At 59.6% G+C, this 15,565-nt stretch carries 11 protein-coding genes and 1 pseudogene; all 12 read right to left on the minus strand.

What is annotated here, in order from left to right; genetic code table 11:
* Nucleotides 1-36 precede the first annotated feature (36 nt).
* The 12 genes and pseudogenes from OUY36_RS00450 to tssI all read right to left on the minus strand — a co-directional run bounded on the left by OUY36_RS00450 (nucleotide 37) and on the right by tssI (nucleotide 15,560).
* Nucleotides 37-660, minus strand: a complete 624-nt coding sequence (locus OUY36_RS00450; protein ID WP_267936198.1) for an ABC-type transport auxiliary lipoprotein family protein — start codon at nucleotides 658-660, stop codon at nucleotides 37-39.
* Complete coding sequence (locus tag OUY36_RS00455; protein WP_063540337.1) at nucleotides 657-1,595, minus strand: MlaD family protein; 939 nt, start codon at nucleotides 1,593-1,595, stop codon at nucleotides 657-659. Before OUY36_RS00455 ends, OUY36_RS00450 begins: the two co-directional genes overlap by 4 nt.
* 1 nt (nucleotide 1,596) lies before the next feature.
* Nucleotides 1,597-2,382: an ABC transporter ATP-binding protein gene (locus tag OUY36_RS00460; RefSeq protein WP_267936199.1), complete on the minus strand. Its 786-nt coding sequence runs from the start codon at nucleotides 2,380-2,382 to the stop codon at nucleotides 1,597-1,599.
* Entirely contained in the window at nucleotides 2,379-3,527 is a 1,149-nt protein-coding gene (locus OUY36_RS00465; protein WP_267936201.1) for an ABC transporter permease, read from the minus strand. The genes OUY36_RS00460 and OUY36_RS00465 overlap by 4 nt, the downstream gene beginning before the upstream one ends.
* Before the next feature lie 144 nt (nucleotides 3,528-3,671).
* Nucleotides 3,672-4,808, minus strand: coding sequence for a catalase family protein (locus tag OUY36_RS00470; RefSeq protein WP_267936202.1), 1,137 nt, complete (start codon nucleotides 4,806-4,808; stop codon nucleotides 3,672-3,674).
* Nucleotides 4,809-4,828: 20 nt separating this feature from the next.
* Entirely contained in the window at nucleotides 4,829-6,700 is a 1,872-nt protein-coding gene (locus tag OUY36_RS00475) for a di-heme-cytochrome C peroxidase (protein WP_267936203.1), read from the minus strand.
* A 722-nt stretch (nucleotides 6,701-7,422) separates the two neighbouring features.
* Nucleotides 7,423-8,043, minus strand: a complete 621-nt coding sequence (locus OUY36_RS00480) for a hypothetical protein (RefSeq protein WP_267936204.1) — start codon at nucleotides 8,041-8,043, stop codon at nucleotides 7,423-7,425.
* Between the two features lie 474 nt (nucleotides 8,044-8,517).
* Nucleotides 8,518-9,258, minus strand: a complete 741-nt coding sequence (locus OUY36_RS22010; protein WP_442807069.1) for an XAC2610-related protein — start codon at nucleotides 9,256-9,258, stop codon at nucleotides 8,518-8,520.
* Nucleotides 9,259-9,336: 78 nt separating this feature from the next.
* Nucleotides 9,337-9,975, minus strand: a pseudogene (locus OUY36_RS00485) (di-heme-cytochrome C peroxidase); the annotation flags it as partial.
* A 154-nt stretch (nucleotides 9,976-10,129) separates the two neighbouring features.
* Nucleotides 10,130-11,023, minus strand: coding sequence for a tetratricopeptide repeat protein (locus OUY36_RS00490; RefSeq protein ID WP_156245627.1), 894 nt, complete (start codon nucleotides 11,021-11,023; stop codon nucleotides 10,130-10,132).
* Nucleotides 11,010-13,463, minus strand: a complete 2,454-nt coding sequence (locus tag OUY36_RS00495; protein ID WP_267936206.1) for a hypothetical protein — start codon at nucleotides 13,461-13,463, stop codon at nucleotides 11,010-11,012. Before OUY36_RS00495 ends, OUY36_RS00490 begins: the two co-directional genes overlap by 14 nt.
* Before the next feature lie 48 nt (nucleotides 13,464-13,511).
* Entirely contained in the window at nucleotides 13,512-15,560 is a 2,049-nt protein-coding gene (gene tssI, locus OUY36_RS00500) for a type VI secretion system Vgr family protein (RefSeq protein ID WP_267936207.1), read from the minus strand.
* Between the last annotated feature and the right edge of the window lie 5 nt (nucleotides 15,561-15,565).

The raw sequence follows: 15,565 nt of genomic DNA on the forward strand, positions 1-15,565 counted from the left end.
CTGTTTAACGCGTTTATATGACCGTTTCGCCGGACTTCACTGCGCGGAATGGCTTTTTGCTACCTCAATTGTCCAGCGTTGCAGCTGGCGGCTCAGCTCGTCGCTGGCCTCGCCGAAGGCTGCCACCACGCTTTCCAGCTGCGGGCTGGCGCTGGGCTGGCGGACCTCGAAGCGGCGGCTGGCAAGGATGCGCTGCTCCGGTGCCGTCGCCAGCTGAGCATCCAGCCTGACCAGCACCTGCGGCTGGCCATCGACGTACTCGCTCTGGAACGCGCGCAGTTCGCTGAACAGCTCCAGCTCGGCGAACAGGTTGCTGTTCTCGTTGCTCACCGCCACCGGTCCGCTCTGGCGGAACTGTTCGATCAGCCGGTCGCGCAGCAGGGTCGGCGCGGCATCGCTCCAGCGCGCGCCCTGGTAGCTGCTGATCTGGTTGCCATCCGGCACCACGGCGATGCGCGGTCCGGCAAGGATGCGGCTGGCATGCGGGGTGTGGATGCGCAGTGCCTGCTGCAGTCGCTCGCCTTGCGGGACCGCCGGCGACTCGGCGGTGGGCAGCAGGTACACGCGGATCGGTTCGGCATCGGGCAGCAGGGTGCAGGCCGCGAGCGTACCGAGCAGGCTTGCGAGGGCAAGGGGGCGGAACAGCGCAAGGCGGCTCATGGGGTGAACTCCTGGATCTTCTCGCGGCCGAGCAGGAAGCCGCTGGGATTGTCTTCGAGGCGCTGGGTGACGCGGCGCAGGGCTCCGAGGGTGCCGCGCAGCTCGTTGATCGCCGGGCCCAGGTCGCTGAAGCCCTGCAGGCCGTTGTTCAATGCGCCCTGGTTGCTCGACAGCAGCTCGTCCAGGCGCGACGTGGCGCGCTCCAGCGCGGCCATGGATTCGCCGGCGCTGCTCAGCAGCTGGCGCCCTTCGTCATCGATCAGGCCATTGGCGTTCTGCGTCAGCCGGGTGATCTCCGCCAGCGCGGTGTTGGTCTGTTGGCCCAGTTGGCTGAGCTGGGTCAGCGCTTCGCTGAGATCGCCACGCTGTTCGGCCAGCACGCTGGTGGCCTGTTCGAGATTGGCCAGGGTGCGGCCGATGCGCTCGGCGTTGTCCTCGGAGAGCATCAGGTTGGCGCTACGCAGCAGATTGTTGATGTTGGTCATCAGGTCTTCGCCGTTCTCCAAGAGCGCGCTCAGCGGCGAGGGGTCGGCGATGATCAGTGGCGGCTCGCCACGCTTGCCTTCCAGAGGCGGGCTCTGCGGCGTGCCGCTGTGCAGCTGGATGATCATGCTGCCGGTGATGTTGGCCAGCGCCAGACGCGCTCGGGTGTCCTGCTTGATCGGCGTGCCGGCATACACGCGGATGCGCGCGCGCACCTTGCGCGGATCGTCCGGCTCCAGCCACAGCGCCTCGACATCTCCAACCTTGATGCCGCTGTACTCCACCGAACTGCCGTTGGACAGCCCGCTGACCGCGCGATTGAAGCTGATCTCGTAATAGTTGTATTCGCGGTCCATGCTCGACTTGCCCAGCCAGAGGGCGAACAGCAGCGCGCCGCCGACTGCCAGGACGGTGAACAGGCCGATCATTACGTGGTGGGCGCGGGTTTCCATTTCAGCTCTCCAACAAGTCGGCGGCCTGATGCGCCGCCCGGCCGCGCGGGCCGTGGAAGTAGTCACGAATCCAGGCGTCGTCGGTGGCTTCCACCACCTCCAGGCGATCGGCCACCAGCACGCGCTTGCGTGACAGCACGGCCACCCGGTCGCAGATGGTGTAGAGCGTATCCAGATCGTGGGTTACCAGAAACACGCTGAGGCCCAGCGCGTCGCGCAGGGTCAGGATCAGCTGGTCGAAGGCTGCCGCGCCGATGGGGTCGAGGCCGGCGGTGGGCTCGTCGAGGAACAGCACCTCCGGGTCCAGCGCCAGCGCGCGGGCCAGGGCGGCGCGCTTGACCATGCCCCCGGAGAGCTCGTCGGGGTACTTGCAGGCAGCATCCGCCGGGAGCCCAGCCAGTGCCAGCTTCAGCCGCGCCAGGTGTTCGGCGTCGCGGCGCTCGAGCCCGGCGTGCTCGATCAGCGGCAGCGCGACGTTCTCCTGCAGATTCAGCGAGGTGAACAGCGCGCCGCGCTGAAACAGTACGCCAAAACGTCGTTCCACCTGCGAGCGGCGCTCGGCCGACAGTTCCAGCAGGTTTTCGCCGAACACGCTGACGCTGCCTTCATTGGGTCGGCGCAGGCCGACGATGCTGCGCAGTAGCACCGACTTGCCGGTGCCCGAACCGCCGACCACCCCGAGAATCTCGCCGCGGCGGATGTCCAGGTCGAGGCCGTCGTGCACGGACTGGCTGCCGAAGCGGTTGACCAGTCCGCGTACCTGGATCAGCGCGTCGTTGCTCGTCACCAGCCCATCTCCATGAAGAACAGCGCGGCGATGGCATCCAGCAGGATCACCATGAAGATCGCCTGGACCACGCTGGAGGTGGTGTGCTCGCCCACCGACTGCGCGCTGCCGCTGACCTTGAAGCCTTCCAGGCAGCCAATCACCGCGATGACGAAGGCGAATATCGGCGCCTTGCCCAGCCCGACCAGAAAATGGCTGACGGCGATGTCGCGCGCCATGATGGTGAAGAACATCGTCGGCGAGATGTCCAGCGCCAGCACGCAGACCACCAGCCCGCCGGCGATGCCGCTGAGCATGCCGACGAAGGTCAGGATCGGCAGGGTGATCAGCATCGCCAGCACGCGCGGCAGCACCAGCAGCTCGATCGGGCTCAGGCCGAGGGTGCGGATGGCGTCGACCTCCTCGTTGGATTTCATCGAGCCGATCTGCGCGGCGAAGGCGCTGGCGCTGCGTCCGGCGAGCAGGATCGCCGCCAGCAGCACGCCGAATTCGCGCAGAAAGGAAAAGCCCACCAGGTTGACGGTGTAGATGGTCGCGCCGAAGTCGGCGAGCACGGTCGCGCCAAGAAAGGCCACCACCGCGCCGACCAGAAAGGTCAGCAGTGCGACGATCGGCACCGCGTCCAGCCCGGTCTGCTCGATATGCACGGCCAGTGAGGTCAGTCGCCAGCGCCGAGGTCTTGGCAGGGTCAGCAGCAGCGTCTGCAGGGTCAGGCCAATGAAGCCGAGCAGCGCGCGCTGCTGCTTCCACAGCGCCGTGACGGCGCCGCCGATATGTGCCAGCACGTCGCCGAAGGCATAGCCGTGCGGCGGCTCGGCGGCATCCGGTTGATCTAGGGCGGTGGCGACGGTGCGCAGCAGCGCCAGGCGTTCGGCCGGTAGCTGCGGCGCCCAGGCTTCGATGGCGGCGATCCGCTCGGCCCCGAGCAGCTCCACCAGCAGGCCGGCGCCCGCCGTATCCAGCGCACCGAGCCCGCTCAGCTCGATCTGGCTGCGCTCGTCGATCCGCGCGTTGAGCCGCTGCACCTCTCGACGCAGTGCTGCGTAATGGGCGAGGGTCCAGTCACCGACGATGCGCGCCCGCAATGGTGAAGCCCCTTGATCGAGGGTCACCGAACCGGGAGACGAGGACAGGGTGGCGCTCATCTTCTGCAAACGGGTGCCTATGTCGGGCGATGGAGTCCTGATTGATGCTAGCAGGGCTCCGCCCGGCAAGACAGGACCGGGTGGCCCGTGGTCGGCAACAGGCGGCGCGCGTCGGCTGCTGATTCATGGACCACCACGGCGGCGTCAAAGTGCGCCGTTACGCTCGAGCCGGTAGCTGCTGATCGCCTCGTACACCGCCTTGCGCAGCCGGTTGATGCCGCCGATGGGGCGATGCTCCGGCAGTGCATGCCAGGGGTTGAAGCTGAGGTTGTCGCAGGCGAGGTTCTGCTCGGGGCTGTCGAAGTCCTGCGGCGGCAGGCGGATGTCGGCGACCGTCTCGAATGGCGCGATGGCTTCGTCCCACTCGATGCTGGTGTCCTCGATGGGCATGTAGTGCTCGGCGTTCTGCCGCTGCACCTGCAGGGCGAAGCAGGCGGGTGCGCGGTCGAGGGACAGCTGCTGGTAGAGCGCACTGCGCAGGAAGTTAGGCAGGTCGCGGTTCTGCTCGGGCAGTTGGTAGGTCGGGCAGTTTTCCGGCGTCGGGACGACCCGGTACTTGATGTTGTGCGGGCCGAGCTTGTATGGCGCCACGGAGCTGTAAGTGGTCGCGACCGGGCTTTCCGGTGCCGGCGCCAGGGTCTGCAGCGCGATGAACAGGTGGCGCAGCTCCCAGCTGCGCGGATCAATGCTGGGGAAGAACGCCAGCGCCTTCTTGCCCTGCGCCTGAGCGGCGAAGTTGCTGCGGTATTCGGCAACGTCACGGACGAAGAACACCGGGTGGTTGAACATCACGAAGTCCTGCTCGCCGGCATGGCGCGGGTCACGCGTGAGCTTTTCCCCTGGCACGTCGAGTAGCTTGATTGCCATGCCGCGGGCGTCCCGAATGCGATCGAACTGCGGGTAGGCGTTGCCGTTGGACAGCCGCACCCAGGCCTGCCAGGTCTTGCCCGGCTCGCTGAAAACGCCCTGGCGCAGTGTGGGCTCCAGGTCGGTGCGCACGCTGACTTCGGCGCGCACGCAGCCGTGGGCCTTGGCATGGGCGTCGCGCAGCACGCGGGTGTTCTCGCTGTGCTGTTCGACCACGGCGATGGCGTCGGCGATGATCGCCTGGGTGTCGGCCGCTTCAGTCGGCGCGATGACCTCTTCGCTGGAGACGGGGCCACGATGGGTGAGGTGAAAGTGCACGGCGGCAATCGCCCAGCCGGCCAGGCCGATAGCAGTGACGGCAAGCAGCAGCCGGCCCAGCAGGCGGCCGATCCAGAGCCAGAGTCTTGTCAGCATGTGGCAGATCCTTGTACGGGTCAGGGGCAGCGTGGGCCGGGGTTGTGGGCGCGCGCCGGCAGTTCCTCGAGGCGCGGCTCGAAGCGGGGGTCGCCGAGCACCTTGAGGTACTCGACCAGCGCCCAGCGCTCATGCGGCGCCAATGCCCGGCCGATCACGCCATTGCCGCGGCAGCCGGCGCGGAATTCGTGGCCGCGGTTGCTGTTGCCGGTGACCGCGGTATTCAGTAGAAAGCCGCCGTCGAAGCGCTCGGTGCGAATGCCCAGGTGCTGCGGATCGTATTCGCGGCTACCGACCCAGAACCGCTTCTGCCGTTCGGCCACCGGTGACAGCAGCTGGAACAGGGTGGGTACCGAGCCGTTATGCAGGAAGGGCGGAGTCGCCCAGATGCCGTCCAGCGGGCGTGCCTTGTAGCCGCGCAGTTCCTGCACGCCGATCGGCAGGCCGAAGCCGTCGAATTCCGAACGCTCGGTCTCGCCGATGCCGGCGTCACGGTAGGCGCGCTCCTCGACGTAGGCGGTGATATAGGCCAGCCCCTTGGCGCTGGACAGGCTGGCAAGATCGAGCGGGCCGGATGGCGCGCCATACAGCTGGACGTCCAGACGATCCAGCTCATCCTGGGTCCAGCCCAGGCGGGTCAGGTCGAAGCGATGGTCGGCGATATTGTCGGCCGTGGTCGGATCGGTACCGACGAAGGAGGTGGGGATCACCTTCATGCGCCACTCGGGGTCGCGTTCGGCAGCGAAACGCTTGTCGACCGGCTTGGGCCTGGCGTCGTGGCAATGCGCACAGTTTTCCTTGTACAGCGCGCGACCGAGGCTGGCCTGCTCTAGATCGATCGCGCCCAGCACGTCTTCGGGCCAGCGAGGCGGGGCCAGCTGCATGAGCGTGGTTTCCAGCCTGTGCAGGTCGCGTACGCGAACGCCCGATGCGTAGCGCTCGGCTTCGGCGATGGGCTGGCCGTTCTCGTGCAGCAGCCGCAGCGTGGCGCCAACACCCAGCGCCTCGCCGATATTGCGTGCCATTGGCTGCATGGCCGAGCCGTTCCACTGCACCCAGTCGAACTTCCAGATATCCCACAGATGCGGGTAGCTCACCGGCGCGTTGGCCACGCGGTAATTCGCCGGATCGATGGCATCGCCGAACACGCTGTTGGCGATGCGGCCGAACGCATCGGTACGGCCGAAGCCTTCTTCGGTGGGGTAGAGCCCTCGGCGCCAGTCGTTGTAGGCGGTGCCGAGCAGACGGTCGAGCACCTGCTTGAAGTCGTGGCGCAGCTGCGCGCGGTCCTGCTCGTAACGCTCGCCCAGCACCTGCTCGGCGAAGCGACGGAACTTGAGCGGGTTGTAATAGGTGAAGGCCATGCTCATGCCGAGCGCCTGGCCAAAGGCGCCACCGCGCAGGGTCGGTACGGTGGAGGCCAGCGAATGCATCGCCGCGCCACCGTCGATACGAATGGCCTGACCCCCGTAGCGCAACTCGCCGGTGTGGCAGGCCGCGCAGGTCACATCCAGATAGGCGCGACCGGTCTCATCATCCTCGTGGCGGGCAAAGCCGACCGGCAGGTTGCCGGGGTTCAACGCGGTGGCTTGTTGCGCGGGATCGACCAGAAAGCCGAAGCGGGCAAGGTAGTCGGGCGTGGCGAATTTGTCCCGGCTGAAGGGCTGTTCCAGCGCACGGAACCAGTCGTACTCCAGCCCCTTAACCTGAGTGCCCTGCGGCGTGTAGTAGTAGGTCTGTCGCTGCGTGGCGTCCCACTGCTCCAGATAATGCAGCGCTTCGGGCGCTTCGTACTCCGGAAGGTTCGGGTAGGCCACGAAATACAGCCCAACGGCCGCGGCCAGCACAGCCAACAACAAGACAGCCCCCAGGGCTCGGCGCAGCAATCGCATCGGTACATCCTTGTAGCGTCATGGCGAATGCGCGTTTATGGCAGGGTTGTGGGGTGATGGCAATAAGATGTCGCCGCTTTTGCGGTGACAGATAAGGGTGAATGCGTGCTCGGACAGTTATTCAATGTCAAGCAAACTTCCCTTCACGGAGGCTGAAATGCATGGGATATAAGTTAAGTAGTTAGAATTTTTCTTAACTAATATGCCGTGCTCGGGTATTTGGACATCAGCCACTCTGTTAATTCTGGATGTAACCGTATACGAATAGGCGCCATTGGTGAACGTGACAGAGTTACTCAGTTCGCTGCCGGTCGCGTTACCTATTGATATGTAAACCTCATCTATCAGTCTATTTAATTCAAGGTCGGGTGTGCGGCCCGGATGCCCAAATTTATAGCTGATCGTATTGTTCTGTTTGTATAGCTCTAGGGTTCTATCGGATTCCGATTTGCAGTAAAAAAATGGTGGTAGACGTTCCATTGCTGCTGTAACTGGAGCAGTAAGTGCCACGATCATGGTATAGATGCTGGCGTGTATAATTCTAAGCATCATATTGGGCGGGGTGCCTCAGGCGGTGAGAGAGTTTAGTTTTTCTTAATAGCTTGCAATAGCTCTGTAGCTGTCAGGCGCTTCAATGAGTGCGGCAGGGTCCGTTTCCACATCCAGTGCTGATGCTGTAACTCCATCGACGTCATACACCAAATAAGCGTTACCGGTGTTCACTACATAAGTTTCCCGGCTGCTGACGCTATGGTTTTCGGAGTAGCAGAAATTAGATCTTCGATCGAGTCGTAGCGAAGCGCAACAAGCACATTGCCTAGCTTGCCGAGGGGTGTTACAGCAACTTCAGCAGGCTCGGCCATAACAGATTTTAGGGACACTTTGTTAGATTCCTCAATCCAGGCGTCTGTGTAACGGAAAGCTGTATCCTGGTAATTGCTCGATAGTATTTTGTTAAGGTTGCAAACAGCTTTTCGAATGGAGGCACCATTCTGCCCGTTGCGAATATTGCTGTATATGCAGTCGATAAGAGGGATATTATCTTTGACTTTTAGGGCATAAAAGATTTCGAAATGTGTATTCGATCCAGAGCTCTCATAGGTCAGTGCGGGTCCGCCATTGAAGCGCACCAACGTTCTGGCTGTCTGCCCTGCGTAGCCAACAATGTCGGTGATAGTTTTCGTTTCCGTTCCCTGCTTGATCGTCAGAGTGCCCGCGTCCATGTCTGCCGTATAGATTTCCGCCTCCCCGTCATCGTTGGATGAAATGGAGTAAGCGCTTGCGTGTGCGCTAGTGGTCAGCGTTAGTGAGATAAGTAGAGCTAAAAACCGTCCGTGTTTCATGGAGCGAAGATTTCCTTTGGCGAGGACGTTTTTCTTAGGATGGATTCAAACTTTCTTGCGTAGCCGGCTATAAGTTGCTGCTGATCAGAACCGTTGATTATTCTACGAGCCTCTACATAATCTACCCCAGCAGAGCTAATATAGTCGCTTAGCTTTTTGCCGGTAAAAATCCCATCTTTCATACCCCAAATAATATTGGCACAGAGTGTTCGGGCTTGGCTGCTTTATCCGGTTGGCTTACGAAAATGAAATCGGCTTGTAGAGTGCGGGCGGATCGTAAGGTTGATACTCATCATTTGATCAGCAGCACCGACGGGTTGGTCTTGAAGCTTCAGTCATTACCTGGCGCGCCGTGTGCATGCTTAGCGACAGCGGGCTACAGGTGGTCCCCGCAATCAATTGAAGAGCTAGAGGTTTGATCGTTATGTTCTCCGTCCACCAATCCTTGTTCTGCTTTTTTTGAAGATGGAGTGCCTATAAGCCGTTAGCTCCAATGGGATTAAGATATTTTCGTTCGAAGTATTTCTGGCTTATTGATCTAGTTGTGGTTGTATTTGTTTTTAAATCAGTTACGCGTTCAACCCCTGTAAGCTTCTCATACTCGAATTCGGCAGAGTGCTTTTCGTGGTCCACTGATTTTGAGGCGATGTAACGACAACAGCCATCTCGAGATAAGGATAGTATCGCCCTTTCGCTATGCAGGACCTTAGGGCTCGACAGCATTGACATTTCCTCAGAGTATTCAAATACTTTTTTACTTGGCTCGTAAGTCCATGCAATGTAAGTTGTATTGGAACCAGTGCTGCTCTCGAGTACTCTCAAATCAGGGAAGCCGTCGAAATTGTAGTCCTCGAAAACGATCGATGTGGTATCCGTTAGGGTCTCTACTTCAAGATTTTGGGTTCTGCCGTCTATAAATCTAATTGTTATATTAGTGTTTTGGTGATTTTTGGAAATGTCTATTCCGTTAATTAAATTTGTGTAGCTTTTGCTGAGGGCGCTGGCATGAATACTGTGGCTAATCCCGTTACCTTTCCAAGTGCCTATCATTAATTGATTGTCAAGCTCGGCATTTATCTTTGCCTCGCCTAAGGTGGACTCCTCTATCAATGTTATGTGGCTGTTTTCAATTGAGCCTCGCAGCGGTATGGCTGTGCCATATTTTTTATAATGGTAATCTCCTACGATATCGCCGTCAGTTTCCGATAGCGTCATAAAAATTCCGCTTCCAGCGACCGTGCCTTCATAGGCTATTATCTCTGTTATAGATGCACTTTCAGCATGACATACATGCACCTGCTTGAAGTCGTGGCGCAGCTGGGCGCGGTCCTGCTCGTAACGCTCGCCCAGCACCTGCTCGGCGAAGCGACGGAACTTGAGCGGGTTGTAATAAGTGAAGGCCAGGCTCATGCCGAGCGCCTGGCCAAAGGCGCCACCGCGCAGGGCCGGTACGGTGGAGGCCAGCGAATGCATCGCGGCGCCACCGTCGATACGAATGGCCTGACCCCCGTAGCGCAACTCGCCGGTGTGGCAGGCCGCGCAGGTCACATCCAGATAGGCGCGACCGGTCTCATCATCCTCGTGGCGGGCAAAGCCGACCGGCAGGTTGCCGGGGTTCAGCGCGGTGGCTTGTTGCGCGGGATCGACCAGAAAGCCGAAGCGGGCGAGGTAGTCGGGCGTGGCGAACTTTTCCCGGCTGAAGGGCAGTTCCAGCGCACGGAACCAGTCGTACTCCAGCCCCTTAACCTGGGTGCCTTGCGGCGTGTAGTAATAGGTCTGCCGGTCCGCCTCGCTCCATTGATCGAGGTAGTTAAGTCGAGCCGGAGGCTGATAGTCCGGCAGGTTCGGATAGGCCACGAAATACAAACCAACCCCGGCCGCAAGCAGGGCCAGCAACACCAGCCCAAGCAGGGTGCGTCGCAGCAATCGCATCGGTACTTCCTTGTAGCGTCATGGCGAAAGTGCGTTTATGGCAGGTTTGATGGGTGATAGCAATGTGCCGGTTGCTCGGTTTTGATGGCCAAAAACTAGCTAACCGTAGATCGCTTTGTTCGAAAGCTATGGCAGTCACATAGACATCTCTGTATCACTGTGCTGCGGTCGACAATCGTGCGGTTACTCTGGAGGGTATTAGTTTATCCCTTCCGGATTTTTTCATTTTTGAAGCATACTTCGCGTAGTAATGTTTCGCCTTTTCTTGGAGCCCTTTTCCCCAAAAGCTATCAGCAATGTTCAGCATAAGGACGGTGCGTTCAGGTGCAATGTGTTCAACGTTTAGAAGCACTTCAAGCGCTAAGTCGAAATCACGCGCTTCAGCTAGCGCGTAACCGATATCGTTATAGATCGGGATTTCGGATTTGTTAACCGGTGGCTTACTGACTGTTATTTCGATGTTTTTATCGGAAGCATAAGCTCTGATTGCTCCATAGTCGTGATCTTCCAGTCTGTCGAGAACTACCTTATGGATAAGTTCTACAGAATCAATTTTTCCATCTTTCAATTTACGCTTGGACAGTTCGCTTTTCCTATAAAAAAAATATTGTTTTTCTTCCTGCTCTGCGGTCCCCTCGTAACCAGAGATAAGCCGTTCAAGAGCCTCCGCCCTTACGATTGAGCCAGCAAGCTCTTTAAATACGTAACTGACATATTGCGTTCCTTTGATTCCTAAACCGCTGTGGTTTAGATCATAAGAGCAGGTAATAACTAATGCAGCAGTCCCGTCGGGTAGCGCGAGAGAATAGGCGCTACTAAGCGAAGGTTGTCCGCCCTCCGGGTCACATTGCGCAGGAAGAAATACCCGGTGCTCTCCCTCTAGGATTAACGCTGCCGTTAGGGCCTTTTCATCTCCGTCGGTGACGCTATAAGAAAACTGTATTTCATTGCTTCCAAAAAATCTGAGAGATAGGTGCTGGGTCAGGTCTTCGGCAACAGAAATATTAACTAGGAGGATCGAAATAAGTAATGATTTAAGTAGGTTCATTGTTCAGAAGTCCACGGAGCGACTTGAAGAGTCGGACGCGTTCGGGTAGTCCGATTGTTCCGCCGTTAACGATTGCAGAAACGTCCGCGACGTGATCGGTAATATTTCTCTCGGTTCTTGCATTATAAGAGTTAAGAATTCTTCTGTTCAAATTATTGATTTCCCACCAGACGAAGGCGGATTCAATACCATATTGAAGATTGCTGGTAACCAGATCTGGATTTTTTACAAAGTCTTGGTGGTCTTGCTCATTTTTTTCATTATGTATGCGAGTGTAGGCGATGTAATTGTTTTTGCCGGTAAGCTGAATTATCCCACGGCCACGATATTTATATCCATCACGGCTTTCTTCATCACCGTTTCCGTTTCGGCCAGAATAAACATAGCTGCCTAGGTTTTCTGGGTTTCTTTCATATTTGGCGGGCTCGGTCCATAGCTTTGGCCTAAGCCTAGGAAATATCTTGCAGTCGTCCGTGCTCGTATCGTAACCGCGTATATTGTTCCGGCAGCCAAATACTTCTCGCATGCGCTTGGCAGAGTAACTTAGGTTCTCGGATCTCACTTTGAAGCCGCTTTCATGGCCTACTTGGCTTAGGAAATGCGCAATAAGCAGTGGCGTGTTTATGTTGTATAGCAATGCGTATTTGTTGAGGTTGGGAAGTATGGCTTTGGCATATTCATCGCTGATTTGAGAATTTGCTGTTTTTAGCATTTCTAAAGTAATCAGATCTTTGGGCTTGCCGTTGAAGATAAGCGGCAGCGAGTAAGGCTGAATATGCCAAACATTCCCGGTCGGGCTAAAATCTAACGCTTCCGCAACAACAGCCCACCAGCTCAGCGTCTTGATCCGCTGCTTTTCAGTCTGCCAAATTAGATTCGGCTTTCCAGCATCTTCCTCTAGCAACGGATCAAGCTCATCCCACTTACTCTTGTTCCAGTGCCACTCGCTTTCATAGCGGATGATCAACTGACCGAGGGCCTGCGCCTGCCATGGCTTGGCTAGCGCGGTACGGATTTCCTTGCTGGTCAGCACACCGTCCTTATCGGTGTCGACGATGTCATGCAGTCGGGCCAGCGCCAAGATGGGACCGCCATCTGCCTTGCTGATCTGCGCCCGATAGTTGTGCTGTTCGTCCGAGCTCAGCAGGCCTCTGGCATTGAAGGCGTAGGCGAGCTTTTCGACGGGCGTTCCGGTTTCCTCGATGCACTGGAAGCCTTCCCACTCCCACGGGCTATGACGAGTAGTGATCAGCTCCTGCTCGGCGAGCCAGCCGTCGATGGGGTTGCCGTCAACGTCGGCGAACAGGCCGTCCAGCCGCCACCAGTACATGGTGTTGTCCGCGCCATCCTTGGTCTGGATTTTTCTCGAAGTGGGGAGCCCATCCAGCAAGGACTGCGGAATGATCAGGTCGACGCCGATCTGCGTGCCATCGTCGTCCAACTTGGGCGGGTTCTCGGCATTGATATCGTCCCGATGGGTGATCAGTTTGCTCGCACCTTTGTAGACCTTGAGCAGGGTTTTCTGGTCGTCCGGCAAGCGGCTGGCCCAGGCGCAGCTCCGGGCGATGAATGCGGGCACATCGTCGCAGCTGAACAGTTCGACATGGACCATGTGCTGAGCGGCGCTGTCGTGGTTCTGGTACAGGCCGGGATGGCCAATAAGGTCACCTGCCTTGATCGGCAACCCGCTGTCGAGAACGATGACCTTGCCGTATTCCGCTGGCTCGCTGTGCGGTTTGAGCAAGCTGGTGGATACATAGCCGGGCAGTTGCCCCTCGTCGTCGGCTGATAGGGCGGGTTGTGCCGTCCCGCTGATCAGGCTGACCAGCTTGCTGAACTCGCCTTCCGTCTCGCCGATGGTGATCTCGGCACCCTTGGATAGCTCCGACAGCTTGGTGGTGTGCTTGCTCGGGCCTGCGCGAACGCTCAGGCCATCGTGCTGCGTATTCACGGTATAGCGTTTGGTTTCCCAGAAGGCGGGGCGCGGAAGGTCCGCTCGTGCCTGGTAGCCCGCCCAATCCAGCAGGTGCATGTACAGGCTGTAGAGAGTGAGGCTTGGAGGGGTTTGCGCTTCGACGATGCTGCCGTCAGCGTTCTTCAGAGGCGGCGGCTGCAGGCTGTGTCTGACCAGAACGAACCCCGTGGAAAAGGGTGCTCGTTTGACCATGGGAATGTGGTCGGTGAATTCGCTGACCGGGTAGCGTTCATCGATACGGTAGGCGATCACCTCTCCGTCGGCGATACAGCGCACGCTCGACTGGTCGAATGCAGCGGCCGTGCCTTCGTCGAAGTGCACGCCGCCATGCCATAAGCCGTTTTCGCCGGTGGGGTAGAACCCGCCTTTGGCCTGGGCCATATGTGTAAGCAGTTGCAGCGGGTTGTGGCTGGTGTCCTTGCTGGGAAACGGGTAAGCCCAATTGATCGGCTTGTGTTCGGCCATGTTCGATGCTTCCTTGCGTTCGATCCGGCTGCGCAGCCGGCACTGTTCTTAGCCCGAGAAATTGAGCGAGCGCTTGCGTTTGCGGAGCAGGCTGTCCGCCTCGCTCGGCAGTGCCTGCTCCAACAAGCTCCCGGCCTTGTCGCTATCCGCGACCCCTGGCAGTACCGGTGGCTTGATCTTGACCCCCGAGCCCTTGCCCGGCGCGCCGCCGGCGTTGATTCGCGCCAGCGGGCCGGAGACGGTGATGCCACCCGGGTCGAGCTTGATGAAGCTGCCGCCGGCCTTGAGGGTCAGTTCGACGCCGGCTTCGATGACCATCTTCTGCCCGGCCTTGAGGTGGATCTCGCGGCCGGCCTTGGTCAGCTGAGCGGTGCCGAGCTTGATGTGCTGGGTCTGGCCGACGGTGAGATGGTCGTCGGGTTTGACTTCCACCTTGCGGTCGCCGGCAACGGTCAGGTGTTCCTCGGCGCGGAATTCGCTGTAGCTGTTGGCTTCCACCGTGTCGTGGCGCTCGTGGCCGACGCGGATCTTCTGGTCGTGCTCGATGTTCTCGTCCCAGTCGCGCTGGGCGTGGATGTAGATCTGTTCGGCACCCTTGCGGTCTTCGATGCGTAGTTCGTTGTAGCCGCCACCGCCCGGACTGCTCAGGGTCTTGAACACCGTGCGGGTCTTGTTGGCCGGCAGGTCGTAGGGGACCTGATGCTCCTTGTGGTACAGGCAGCCGGTCACCAGCGGTTGGTCGGGATCGCCTTCGAGGAAGGTCACCAGCACTTCCATGCCGACCCGCGGAATCGCGATGCCGCCGTAGCGGTCGCCAGCCCAGCTGGAGGAGACGCGCAGCCAGCAGCTGGTCTTGTCGTCGGCCAGGCCTTCGCGATCCCAGTGGAACTGGACTTTTACGCGGCCGTACTCGTCGCAGTGGATTTCTTCGCCGGCGGGGCCGGTGACCACGGCGGTCTGGCTGCCGAGCACCTTGGGCTTCGGATGGCGAAGGGCCGGACGGAAAGGGATATCCCAGGGCGTGGCGCTGAAGCGGTTACGGTAGCCTTGGACGAAACCGTCACCGTTATCGACATGACTGGTGATCGACTCTTCCAACACCTGCGGCTGCTTGCCTTCGTGCAGCACCTCGGTGAGCAACCAGAGGTTGTTCCATTCCCGGCGCGGGTGGTCGGAGATCTCCAGCAGATGGCCGCTGACCAGTCCTGTTTGATCGCTATCACCTTCGGCCAGGCGATAGTCGTGGCGATGCCGTTCCAGTGCGCGTTGCGACAGGTGCTTGCCGCGGGCGCGCTCGGTGAAGCGGCCGGGGTAGTCGTAGTCTTCCAGGTCGGGCTGCGGCATGGCGTTCGCCGCCGGCTCGCCGCGGTAGGCCGCTTCCATCCGCAGCCTGGGTTGTTCGAAGTCGTAATCACGGCGACTGACGCGACTGGTGCGGGTCGCGATGCGCACGGCGAAGCGCTTGATCACTGGCTCGTCGGCGGTCATGCCATTGTCCTGCAGATAGGCGGTCGGCTGGCCGAGCCTGGCGAAGCTGGTCTGGTCGTCGCCGAAGACCAGCACATGGCCGGCCGTGCTGTGCTCGAAGTGGTAATGAATGCCCTCTTCCTCGCACAGGCGCTGGACGAAGTGCAGGTCGGTCTCGTCGTACTGCACGCAATACTCGCGCGGCGGGTAGACCACCGGGCCGAGCTGGAAGCGGTAGGCATCGGCCTGAATGCCGTGTTCCTCGAGTACCTGAGCGACGATCTGCGGCACGCTCAAGTGCTGGAAGATGCGCTGGTTGGTCCTGTGCGCAAGATAGGCCAGCTGCGGCACGAGCGTGAGGCGGTAGCGAGTCAGGCGTTGGCCGGATTCGCCCTGGGCGATGCGGTGGACCAGGCCATGAATACCTTTGCCAGCCGGGTCGAAGGCGAGAAAGGCGGGTTTATGCAACAGTGCCTGCAAATCCAGATCGGGGCGCTCGCTGACCAGCTCCAGGTCGAAGCGATAGGGCTGGCTGATGGCCTCGCGGCCCCGGAACTCGAGCAGCTTGAAGTCGTGTTCGACGTCTTCCAGGGTCAGGCTGAAGTGGGTTTCGTTGGCCGCGTTGAACATTGGGC

Source organism: Stutzerimonas sp. R40042 (assembly GCF_026642215.1).
GTDB lineage: Bacteria > Pseudomonadota > Gammaproteobacteria > Pseudomonadales > Pseudomonadaceae > Stutzerimonas > Stutzerimonas frequens.

Excerpts from the sequence above, each read along its gene's own strand:
- OUY36_RS00450 (WP_267936198.1), bottom strand. The coding sequence starts at position 660 with ATGAGCCGCCTTGCGCTGTTCCGCCCCCTTGCCCTCGCAAGCCTGCTC.
- OUY36_RS00455 (WP_063540337.1), bottom strand. The coding sequence starts at position 1,595 with ATGGAAACCCGCGCCCACCACGTAATGATCGGCCTGTTCACCGTCCTG.
- OUY36_RS00465 (WP_267936201.1), bottom strand. The coding sequence starts at position 3,527 with ATGAGCGCCACCCTGTCCTCGTCTCCCGGTTCGGTGACCCTCGATCAA.
- OUY36_RS00470 (WP_267936202.1), bottom strand. The coding sequence starts at position 4,808 with ATGCTGACAAGACTCTGGCTCTGGATCGGCCGCCTGCTGGGCCGGCTG.
- OUY36_RS00475 (WP_267936203.1), bottom strand. The coding sequence starts at position 6,700 with ATGCGATTGCTGCGCCGAGCCCTGGGGGCTGTCTTGTTGTTGGCTGTG.
- OUY36_RS00480 (WP_267936204.1), bottom strand. The coding sequence starts at position 8,043 with ATGAAACACGGACGGTTTTTAGCTCTACTTATCTCACTAACGCTGACC.
- OUY36_RS22010 (WP_442807069.1), bottom strand. The coding sequence starts at position 9,258 with ATGACGCTATCGGAAACTGACGGCGATATCGTAGGAGATTACCATTAT.
- OUY36_RS00490 (WP_156245627.1), bottom strand. The coding sequence starts at position 11,023 with ATGAACCTACTTAAATCATTACTTATTTCGATCCTCCTAGTTAATATT.
- OUY36_RS00495 (WP_267936206.1), bottom strand. The coding sequence starts at position 13,463 with ATGGCCGAACACAAGCCGATCAATTGGGCTTACCCGTTTCCCAGCAAG.
- tssI (WP_267936207.1), bottom strand. The coding sequence starts at position 15,560 with ATGTTCAACGCGGCCAACGAAACCCACTTCAGCCTGACCCTGGAAGAC.